Source organism: uncultured Brachyspira sp. (genome assembly GCF_949287625.1).
In the GTDB taxonomy this organism is placed as follows: Bacteria; Spirochaetota; Brachyspiria; order Brachyspirales; family Brachyspiraceae; genus Brachyspira.
Genome location: NZ_CASEGO010000121.1, coordinates 1 through 10,392, shown reverse-complemented (window position 1 = coordinate 10,392; position 10,392 = coordinate 1). Strand labels below are relative to the sequence as shown.

The window sequence follows — 10,392 nt, the reverse complement described above, 5'->3', positions numbered from 1 at the left end:
GTTGCTAATTTAAGAAACAATGAAAAATATAATGATTTAAAACAGGTTATAGTTATTAATATTTTAGACTTTAATTTGTTAAAAGGAATTGATAAAGAGCATAGCTGCTATGTGATAAAAGAGCTTGAAACCAATCATATATTAACTAATCACTTTGAGATGCATTTTCTTGAGCTGCCTAAATATTTAGCTAGTAATTCTAGTCTTAAAGATGAGTTATACGCTTGGTTTTATTTCTTAACACTAAAAGAAAAACAAACAAAAATGGAGGAAGTTATGGAAATATTAGTGAAAAAAAATCCTATAATGAAAGAAGTTTATGATGAATATAACAAATTTGTAAACACTAAAGATTTATTTGAAAATTATTCAGAATATGAAAAGAATTATTTTGATATATTAGCTTTAAGCGAAGAGAGAAGACTAGGAATAGAAGAAGGAAGAGAGAAGACTAGGAATAGAAGAAGGAATTAAAAAGGGCAGAGAGGAAGGTATTAAAGAAGGTATTAAAGAAGGTATTAAAGAAGGTATTAAAGAAACGCAAATATCAATGGCTAAAAATATGAAAAATAAAAATATGGCTATAAGCCTTATCAGTGAATTAACAGGATTAAGTATGGAAGATATAGAGAAACTATAATAAAAAATATAAAAATTTTATTTAAATCCCCGCCCTTTCAGATTTAAAAGCTTTATTTTTTAATCAGTTTTGATTAAATCTATAAGCCTATATTTCTTTAAGAGCACCCGCCCAAAGCGTTATTTAAATTTAATACTTTAAAAATAAAAAATAGCCAGTCCCATTAAAATTAATGAGACCAGCTATTTTTAAATTAGCTTGCTATAAAACGTACTTTAATTAATTATTGAATCAAACGTAAAGCACCTTGGTTCATAGTATTAGCTTGAGCCAACATAGCTAAATTAGCCTGACTTAAGATTTGGTCTTTAGCAAATTTAACAGAAGTTTCAGCCATATCAGTATCTCTGATTCTGCTTTCAGAAGCTGCAGTGTTTTCATAAGCTATCATTAAGCCTTGAGCAGTAAGCTCTAATCTGTTTTGATAAGCACCTAAGTTAGATCTTTGTTTAGAAACTTTCATTAAAGCTTCATCAACTAAACCTATAGCACTGTTAGCTTTGTCTATAGAAGAAATAGATATACCAGTACCTTCAGCAGTTTGTAAACCTAAAGCAGCAGCAGTCATAGTTCCTATATAAACTCTTCTTCTTTCGTCCATGTTTGCACCCATATGAAACCACATAGAAGCAACAGGAGCTCCGCCTTCATTAGGGTTAGCAAATCTTCCAGTTAACATGTTAAGAGTATTGAATTGAGCTTGGCTAGCAATACGGTTAACTTCATCAACTAATTGAGAAACTTCAACTTGAATAAGCATTCTGTCAGCATCAGTATAAATACCGTTAGCAGATTGTACAGACAATTCACGTATTCTTTGCAAAATGTCTTGGCTTTCTTGAAGGTATCCTTCAGTAGTTTGAATGAAAGATATACCGTCTTGAGTGTTTCTTTCAGCTTGACGTAAACCGCGGATTTGAGTACGCATTTTTTCAGATACAGCAAGTCCTGAAGCATCATCTCCAGCTCTGTTGATTCTCATTCCAGAAGAAAGAGCAGCCATGTCTTTAGAAAGATCTACGTTTCTGAATTTTAAAGTACGTTGTGCATTTATAGCACTAATGTTGTTATTGATGATCATCGTCATCCTCCATGATATTTATTCAAAAAGGCATCCGTGCCTAATTGGCAAAAAATATTAAAGAGAATTTAAGGTATTCCGACAATCCTTAATGACTATATAAAGTTGCCAAAAATACCATTAAATCCTATATAAGAATATAATCACGCCAATAATTATATTCTTATCAAATTATATGGTATCAACTAAGCAAACAGGGAGTTCGAGACCGCCAAATACTTGAACTCTCATTTTGCTATACAATAATTTTCGACCTTCTCGGCATAAAGTTTAATTTGGTTTAGCATTTTTTTCTTTTTTTTCTTAAAAAATTTTAAAATTAATATCATATACTGCGTTTTATACATTTTTTGTATAAAAAACTTCTTAAAATCTATATTTTTAATAAATTTTATTTTTAATTATATCAAAAATCATTATAAATATTGAAAATTCAAGTTAATTTAGCTATAGATATTAGACTTGTTTCAAAACTACTTGACAAAGTTAATTATGAAAATTATTTAATTTTAAAACTACAAGAAGTGGGGTTTGGGGCAAAGCCCCAACTATAACTAAAAAAATACTAAATAAAAAAACTAAGTATTAATAAATTTAGTTTTGAAACAAGTCTATTATTTTTTTATATAAAAACTTTATGCAAAAAGATAATTTTTTTAATGGAAAATAATATTTTAATAAAAAGTTGCGTTAAAATATTTAATATTATTCTCACAATAAAAAAAGCAGACTCTGTTTAAGAGCCTGCACAATCATTATATATTTTATCAATTATTATATTTATTCTTTAACATACTGAACATCACCTGAAGATATTACAGTATCTTTTTTAATGTATTTTGCTGATATAGGTACTCCGTCAGATCTTAAATTTATGTCAAGTTTATAATTATAATCAATATACTGAAAATAAACATTAGGTAATATGCTTGCATTTTCTTTATTATAAACATTTATATCAACACCCTCATATAAAAGCCCCTGAATTATAGTATATCCGTAAAATCCGTCTCCTTTAGATAAATCAAAAAATTTAGAAGGAATTTTTAATTTAACTTTTCCGTTTTCAGAGTACGTAACAAAATTTTCTTGTATATCTACTGTTTTTTTTACTCCATTATCAGTATAACTTCTAGTCCCAAAATACCACTTATCTATACCTTCTTTAACACCAGGTGCTTTATCGAGTATTCCTACAATAGTATCTGAAGTATTTTTATTTTTTATATATACATATCCAACAGTTTCATCATCATATGTAGGAAATTGAAGCTCCCCTACCCAATCTCCTTTACTAACTATATATCCAAAATATCTGCTGTAATATATATTTTCATCTTCTTTTTCTGTACTGAAAATATAATCTTTAGAAAAATCAGCTTTTTCATTTTTATTTGAAACTATTAAACCGCTTATTCCTCCATCACTTATAACAACATCAACAGAACTGTTGCCTGTTTCATCAGCATTAAAAAATTTCCAAACAGCATTATATTTACTGTCAATACCTTTAACAGTGTATTTGGTATCCTCAAAAATAGGATTAGTTACATTATTGTTTTTTTTGCTGCAGCTTATTGTCATTAATAAAAATATGAATGACAAAATATAAATTGTTTTTTTTATCATAATATTTTATTCCTCTTACAATTTTAATATAAAAAGAATACTATCATATTAAATAAATATCATCTATCATGATTATTTAATAAAATACATTATTAGGCAATTATATTTTACAATTATTTATCTTTTATAAAAAATGATAATAATTTTAATATATCTATATATATTTTTTACATAGTTTTATAAATAGAATGTAATTTTTTAATAATTATTTTATATTTTATTTGATGATAAAAAAGCCTGAATCCTTTTACAGAAATCAGGCCTTTATAATAAAAAACTTAAAGAGATACAATAATAAAATTATGCAAGCAGTATTTCGCCATTATGTCTTATGCGTAATTCTAATGAATTAGTTAATCTTATTCTGTAAAACTCTATTCTTTTATTAATTTCAAATACATAAGCATTTTTATATTTTTTCATTATATTTTTTACTTTATGTGCTATATTTTGAGGAAGTATATTTTCAGATAATTTATCATCACTGCTTATATAATTCCAAGAACCGTTTTTATCAAAGTTAATATATATTCCATTACTCAATTTTATTTCGTATTCATCTTTAATTTTATCAATATAAACTATTTTTGCTTTACTGTAATTAACAGCTATAAAATTTCTTATATTCTCTGGAAGTTTGCTAGGTGTTATTTTTATAAAAAGTCTTAAATTATTAGTCATTTGTATCTCCTTAACAGGTTATTGTAAAATCTCTTTACATTTATTATTATAGCAGAACGACTATTTTTTGCAATATTATTTTACAATTATTTTACAAAATATTTACAAATATACTATAAAATAAATATATTTAATACATATACTACATATTTTCAGTATGTTTGTAAAAATAACGTAAAGAAAAGTTGTTAAAAACCTTTGTTTTTTGATATTTACATAATTAAAATATCCTAAATAGGCATATTTTTGATATTTATAGAATATATAATCATATTTTTTTACAAAACTTTTTTATTTAAAGCATTTTTCTATTAATTCGATAATTAAAACGATACTTTAAATATAACGGCTTTTACTATGAAAATTATTAAATACATACTAATATACTCTTTTATGATAACATTAAGCAATTTATTATTTGCTAATACTTTCAAAGTAATATCAAGACAGGGAGAAGCATCTGTAATAGTTAATGAAGAGCATGCTGATATAGATGTTAAAAAAAGTTTTCCAGATGATTATTTTTCGATATCTACAAAAGAGGAATCATATTTAGTAATGGATAATGGAGAGAAATCTATTATACTAATGCCGAGTTCAAAACTAACATACGAAAGCAACAATTTTACTTTGCATTCCGGATATATGTATATAAAAAGCAAACATAATGATGATATTCAGATGACTATAACAAAAGATGAAAGAGGATATGACTTTAAAGGAAAATCATTTGCTGTTGTAGCATATGATGATAAAATATCCGTAATAACATATAATAATGCCGTAAAAATAACTCCTTCATCATCTTTAGGCGTAAGCTATTTTTTAGAGCCTAATCATAAAACTTCTATAATACCTATTCTTGACGGACCATACAGAACAACAGAGAATGAGAAATCGTTAATAGAAAGTGTATCAAGACAATTAGAAATGGAAGTGGCAAGCCATCTTAATGAAGATATAGACAGATATAATTTCAAAATAATGGAAGGAACAAAAAACGAAAACACAATATATAGAGTAGTTCACCCAGAAAAAGGACCTAATATATTTTTGATAGTTCCGCATGGAAGTGAAAGAGTGGGAACAGATGTTGCTATGGAAAGAATTAATATGCCTATAAAAAAGGGAAGTCTTACTATAGTACCTATTGCTGTACCTGAAGCATATAGAAAAAATACTAGAGCAATAGAAGGACAGGATATTAATAACAGATTCTTTGACAAAAAAGTAAGCAGAACTGATACTGATAAATTAGCTAAAGAATACATGAAAATGCTTGATGAATATGATATAGATGTGGTGCTTACTCTTCATGAGGGAAACGGATTTAAAGAGTTTTTCGGAGATTCTATTATATATGATACTAGAAAATTAGATGATAAAGTTGTAAGCGTACTTAATAATATTAATTCAAGAATAGAGCCTATGAAATTTAAATTCAGACAAATGTATTATCCTATGCCTACTACTATAACATATTATGCTGCTAAAAAAAATATAGAATCTTTCGGAATAGAATTAACTAGAAATTTGGATTATGATAAAAAAAGAATAATTATGCATACTATATTAAGCGAATTCTTAAAAATATACGGTATGGAATAATTTGAATTTTTAATTTAGGAGAAAAATGATGAAATCTTACAGAAAAGTATTAGAAATAAATTACCCAAAAAGAAGAGGATACATTAATATAACACCAGAAGTACAGAAATGTTTAGATGAAAGCGGTATAAAAGAAGGACTAATTTTATGCAATGCTATGAATATAACAGCAAGCGTATTTATTAACGATGATGAAAGCGGACTTCATAATGATTTTGAAGTTTGGCTTGAAAAATTAGCTCCTGAAAAACCTCATAGTCAATATAAACATAATGGATACGAAGATAATGCTGATGCTCACATGAAAAGACAATTAATGGGAAGAGAGGTTGTTGTAGCTGTTACAGACGGAAAACTAGATTTTGGAACTTGGGAGCAAATTTTTTATGGTGAATATGACGGTAAAAGATTAAAAAGGGTATTAATAAAAATAATAGGCGAATGATTATTTATTATCATAAATAAACAACTATAGTTTGTCAAAAAATAAATTTTTAAATTTTAGTATTTGTGGTACTAGCCCCCCTACGCTGTGTGCTACGCAACACCCATACTTCTTTTGTGACGCGTCCGTGCCGTAGGCAGGTGTGCCGCATACGAAGTCCGCCTGCGGCGAGAAGCAGGCACAGCCCGCACGCTCTGCGTGCCGACGAAGTCTGCCTGTGGTAAGGGTATGCGGCTGATTACATATTATTATAAAAAATAAATTATTTATTTTACATTTAAAACTTATTTTATTAACAACTAATAATACTTTATGCTATTTATAACTTATAATATGATTTATCAATAACTCAAAATTGATAAATCATATTTGTTCAGGTATAATCTATGTTATAAAGTTATAAAAACACTAATTAACATAATATTTTTTAATTGACAAAACAATTTATATATAATAGTATAGAGTTAATGTTTAACTTTTTTTTATTATGTAAAGGTTGTTAATAGTCATGTTATACGAAATTTTTTATCCATTAAGAGAATCATTTTTTGGTTTTAATCTATTTAGATATATTACTTTTAGAACAGCAGGAGCAGTTGCAACGGCATTAATATTAGTTCTTTTTTTTGCTCCAAATATAATAGAAAAATTAAGAAAACTTCATTTCGGACAGGTGGTAAGAGATGATGGTCCTGAAACACATCTGGTAAAAACAGGCACTCCTACTATGGGCGGAATATTTATAGTGGGAAGTATTTTAATTAGCATACTGTTATGGGGAAAGCTTGATAATTTAAAAATAATTCTTCTTTCATTTTCACTCTTTATACTTGCTGTTGCAGGTTTTTTAGATGATTTTCTAAAGATTAAATATAAAAACTCAAAAGGTCTCCCAGGTAAATATAAAATATTTTTTCAAACCTTTGTAGGCATTATAATAGGAGTTTATTTATATTATTTTGATAAATCAACATTCTTAATGACATTTGAACTTAATCAGGGTATAGGTGTATTAGAAGCAGTAAAGGTAGCACAAGTACCTTCTTCTACTATATTTATTCCATTTGCTAGTACTCTTTATATAGATTTGAAGCTTTTATATATACCATTTGCCACATTTGTAGTTGTGAGTATGAGTAATGCTGTAAATTTAACAGATGGACTTGACGGGCTTGCTATAGGGCTTTTAATTATAATGTCTATGGCATTAGCAGTACTTTCATATGTTTCTGGAAACTCTCTTGTAGCAACATATTTAAAAATACCTTTTATAGCAGATGCAGGAGAGGTTACTGTTTTTGTAGGTGCTTTAATAGGTGCTGGTTTAGGATTTTTATGGTTTAATGCTCACCCTGCTCAGGTTTTTATGGGAGATGTAGGAAGTTTATCTCTAGGCGGAGTTTTGGGAATCATTGCTTTATTCATAAAACATGAGCTGCTTCTTCTTATTATAGGTGCAGTTTATGTGGCAGAAGCATTAAGTGTTGTTTTACAGGTATTTTCATATAAATTATTCAAAAAGAGAATATTTAAAATGGCTCCTTTGCATCACCATTTTGAGAAATCGGGCTGGAAAGAAACTCAGGTTGTATTTAGATTCTACATTATAGGTATAATAGCTGCAATTATTGGTATAGCAACTTTAAAAATAAGATGATTTTTGTAATATAATTTTTTATTAATTGTTTAAATAATTGTTATATTTAATAATATGGGGTAATGTTTTAAATATTATGAGGAAAAATATGAATGGAAAACTAATAGTATTAGAAGGTATAGACGGTTCGGGGAAATCTACTCATGGAATGCTTCTCACAAATGAATTAAACAGCAAGGGAATCAAATCTATATATACTTTTGAACCTACTCATGCATATTTTGGTTCTAAACTTAGAGAAAGTATGCTTTCTAAAGATTTAAAACCAGAAGAAGAATTATCCCTATTTATAGCCGACAGAAAAGAGCATATTCAGCATATGATAAAACCTGCAATTAATGATGGGTATATTATCATATTGGATAGATATATGTATTCTTCTATAGCGTATCAAGGTGCAAAAGGTATTGACAGAGAATATATTTATAATCTGCATAAGGACTTTATAATAGAGCCTGATTTGGTATTTATATTTCATTTGCCTATAGAAACTGCTTTAAATAGGATTATGGAAAAGAGGGGATTTGTTGATAGATTTGAAAATGAAAACTATCTTCAGAAAGTTGATGAAATATTTTCTTCTTTTAATGCCCCAAATATATACCATATAAATGCTGATAAAGATGAAGAGTCTTTAAAAAATGAACTTATGCAAATTATAAGAGACTCTAAAATACTTCCTCAAGATTCTCTTCAATAAAGTCGGATACTCTTTGATTATTTGCTGTTTTTATATACTCAGTATTTCCTACTGCTTTTCTATCGAGATTATTTATTTCTGAAACCAATATATAAAAACTGTTTCTTTTGCTTCCATCTTTAGCTGTGTATATATTTTGTCTTAATTCTCCGTTAATTATTACATGCTTTCCTTTAAACAAATTTACAGCAGCTTTATCCGCATTATATCCCCAAGCAACTAAATCAAAATAATATACTTCTTTTTGAAAACTTCCATTACTATAATAATATTTATTATTTGCTATACTAAATTTGCATAAAGATTTTCCTGTTTTTGTTTTCATATATATCGGATCTTTAGTTAATCTTCCTTCTACTATTACTATATTTGTATTTCCAGCCATAATTTAAACTCCTTAAAATTATTAATGATTATGCTATTAGTTAAACAAATTTTTTTTATAAAATAAGCCTAATATTTATAATTTTTTTGTGATTATTGTAAAAAATATGGTGCTATTATATAGTTTAATTATATTTATTTTCCCAAAATGTAAATTTATTTTTGACAGAATGTGAAAATTTAAGTATAATTTGTGTAATAATATTAGTTTTATTATATATGGGAGCCTATTATGAAGAGAGTACATAGTTTATCTTTCAAAATACCTGCTATCATATCAATAATATCAGTAGCACTTATAGTGATTATTCTTTTAATAGCAGTAAATTTTGCCAATATCGGAATAAGCAAAAGCAGATTTGAGGGTTTTGACAACACCGTACAAGCCTATGCTAAATTATTTGATTCTATACTGATAAATCAGCTTTCTCTTGCAGAAACTTATTCAGTAATGCCAGCTGTTATCGATTCTATAATAAATAGAAATGATGTTTCTTTAAGGAATCTTTTAAATACCTTAAAACAGGTAAATACAGCCAATGATTATTCTATAAATACTGTTATTTCAGATTTAAATGGCAATGTTATTATGGATGCGGTTGGAAACACAACTGGAAATATGGCTGAAAGAAGACCTACTTTATGGAAAAAATTACAGTCAAATAATGGTGCATTCACATATGATGATGATTTAGTAGAATCTAAAGATACAGGTGTCCATTCTATAGCTATGGGAGGCGGTATAAAAGATTATGACGGAAAATTGATAGGATACGCTTTTGTTATTATAGACTGGAAATTTATATATGATACTTACTTTGCTGATATAGTACTTGGCGAAAGCGGAAGAATATTTGCTGTAGATTCAAGATTAATAGATGTAATGGATACCTTATATGATCAAATAGGAGGTACAGCTGTTCAGGCTTATCAAGGAGCATTCAGCAGCAATTTAGAGAATGGAAAATTATCATATACATATTCAAATGAAAATAGAACAGGTTCATACTATAAAATGAAAACTATGGATTGGGTTATTTCTATGAGTATGTATGACAGTGAAATATATGCAGCAAATAAACAATTAATACTAATTAGTTCTATAGTTGCATTAGCTGCTATTGTATTATTAACAATCTTTCTGTATCTATTTATAAAGAGACTTATGGGGCATTTGGAAAGTATTATAAAAGAGGCTAAAGAAATAGAATCGGGCAATTTAACTTACGCATCTAATGAACATAAAAGAAAAGATGAGTTTGGTATATTGTTTGATTCGTTTAGAAATATGCGTAAAAAATTAACAGAAATTATTTCTCAGGTAAATGCTTCTTCAGAAAAGATTACATATGCAGCACAGGAACTTGCTAATGGTAATGCTGATTTATCTAAAAGAACTGAGTCTCAGGCAGCAAGTCTTGAAGAGACGGCTTCTTCTATGGAAGAGATGGCTTCCACAATAAAATCGTCAACTTCGCATTCTGTAGAAGGCAATAATATGATGAAAGAGTCTATGGATTCTATAAAAAATGCAGGTATAATAATAGAAGAAACTACTAAAAGTATA

At 27.6% G+C, this 10,392-nt stretch carries 10 protein-coding genes; 6 read left to right on the top strand and 4 right to left on the bottom strand.

Features of this window, described 5'->3' with window-relative positions:
• The first annotated feature begins 48 nt into the window (after window positions 1-48).
• Window positions 49-474 carry a PD-(D/E)XK nuclease family transposase gene (locus Q1X91_RS13860; RefSeq protein ID WP_366945520.1) on the top strand — a complete coding sequence of 142 codons (426 nt, stop codon included), beginning with the start codon at window positions 49-51 and terminating at the stop codon, window positions 472-474.
• A 389-nt stretch (window positions 475-863) separates the two neighbouring features.
• On the opposite strand, the gene Q1X91_RS13855 is transcribed toward Q1X91_RS13860, so the two are convergent.
• The 3 genes from Q1X91_RS13855 to Q1X91_RS13845 form a co-directional block, all read right to left on the bottom strand.
• Window positions 864-1,721 (bottom strand): flagellin, encoded by an 858-nt coding sequence (locus tag Q1X91_RS13855; protein WP_300758847.1) that lies wholly within the window; start codon window positions 1,719-1,721, stop codon window positions 864-866.
• Window positions 1,722-2,501: 780 nt separating this feature from the next.
• A complete protein-coding gene (locus tag Q1X91_RS13850) occupies window positions 2,502-3,350 on the bottom strand; it encodes a hypothetical protein (protein ID WP_300758844.1) in 849 nt (282 codons plus the stop codon).
• A gap of 300 nt (window positions 3,351-3,650) precedes the next feature.
• A complete protein-coding gene (locus Q1X91_RS13845; RefSeq protein ID WP_300758842.1) occupies window positions 3,651-4,031 on the bottom strand; it encodes a PepSY-like domain-containing protein in 381 nt (126 codons plus the stop codon).
• A 357-nt stretch (window positions 4,032-4,388) separates the two neighbouring features.
• On the opposite strand from Q1X91_RS13845, the gene Q1X91_RS13840 reads away from it, so the two are divergent.
• From Q1X91_RS13840 to tmk, 4 genes are all read left to right on the top strand, one after another.
• Window positions 4,389-5,639: a succinylglutamate desuccinylase/aspartoacylase family protein gene (locus Q1X91_RS13840; protein ID WP_300758841.1), complete on the top strand. Its 1,251-nt coding sequence runs from the start codon at window positions 4,389-4,391 to the stop codon at window positions 5,637-5,639.
• Window positions 5,640-5,667: 28 nt separating this feature from the next.
• Complete coding sequence (locus Q1X91_RS13835; protein WP_020005282.1) at window positions 5,668-6,084, top strand: secondary thiamine-phosphate synthase enzyme YjbQ; 417 nt, start codon at window positions 5,668-5,670, stop codon at window positions 6,082-6,084.
• A gap of 508 nt (window positions 6,085-6,592) precedes the next feature.
• Window positions 6,593-7,741: a phospho-N-acetylmuramoyl-pentapeptide-transferase gene (gene mraY, locus Q1X91_RS13830; RefSeq protein WP_300758837.1), complete on the top strand. Its 1,149-nt coding sequence runs from the start codon at window positions 6,593-6,595 to the stop codon at window positions 7,739-7,741.
• Between the two features lie 88 nt (window positions 7,742-7,829).
• Window positions 7,830-8,441 (top strand): dTMP kinase, encoded by a 612-nt coding sequence (tmk, locus tag Q1X91_RS13825; RefSeq protein WP_300758834.1) that lies wholly within the window; start codon window positions 7,830-7,832, stop codon window positions 8,439-8,441.
• On the opposite strand, the gene Q1X91_RS13820 is transcribed toward tmk, so the two are convergent.
• The gene (locus Q1X91_RS13820; protein ID WP_300758831.1) at window positions 8,410-8,826 is read right to left on the bottom strand and encodes a single-stranded DNA-binding protein; all 417 of its coding nucleotides are present in this window, start codon (window positions 8,824-8,826) and stop codon (window positions 8,410-8,412) included. The genes tmk and Q1X91_RS13820 overlap by 32 nt on opposite strands.
• A 231-nt stretch (window positions 8,827-9,057) precedes the next feature.
• On the opposite strand from Q1X91_RS13820, the gene Q1X91_RS13815 reads away from it, so the two are divergent.
• Window positions 9,058-10,392, top strand: a 1,335-nt coding sequence (locus tag Q1X91_RS13815) for a methyl-accepting chemotaxis protein (protein ID WP_300758828.1), incomplete at its 3' end; no start/stop codon positions are given.

What these genes read in the sequence shown, in the direction of transcription:
- Q1X91_RS13855 (WP_300758847.1), bottom strand. Translation starts at nt 1,721, where the DNA reads ATGATCATCAATAACAACATTAGTGCTATAAATGCACAACGTACTTTA.
- Q1X91_RS13850 (WP_300758844.1), bottom strand. Translation starts at nt 3,350, where the DNA reads ATGATAAAAAAAACAATTTATATTTTGTCATTCATATTTTTATTAATG.
- Q1X91_RS13845 (WP_300758842.1), bottom strand. Translation starts at nt 4,031, where the DNA reads ATGACTAATAATTTAAGACTTTTTATAAAAATAACACCTAGCAAACTT.
- Q1X91_RS13840 (WP_300758841.1), top strand. Translation starts at nt 4,389, where the DNA reads ATGAAAATTATTAAATACATACTAATATACTCTTTTATGATAACATTA.
- Q1X91_RS13835 (WP_020005282.1), top strand. Translation starts at nt 5,668, where the DNA reads ATGAAATCTTACAGAAAAGTATTAGAAATAAATTACCCAAAAAGAAGA.
- mraY (WP_300758837.1), top strand. Translation starts at nt 6,593, where the DNA reads ATGTTATACGAAATTTTTTATCCATTAAGAGAATCATTTTTTGGTTTT.
- tmk (WP_300758834.1), top strand. Translation starts at nt 7,830, where the DNA reads ATGAATGGAAAACTAATAGTATTAGAAGGTATAGACGGTTCGGGGAAA.
- Q1X91_RS13820 (WP_300758831.1), bottom strand. Translation starts at nt 8,826, where the DNA reads ATGGCTGGAAATACAAATATAGTAATAGTAGAAGGAAGATTAACTAAA.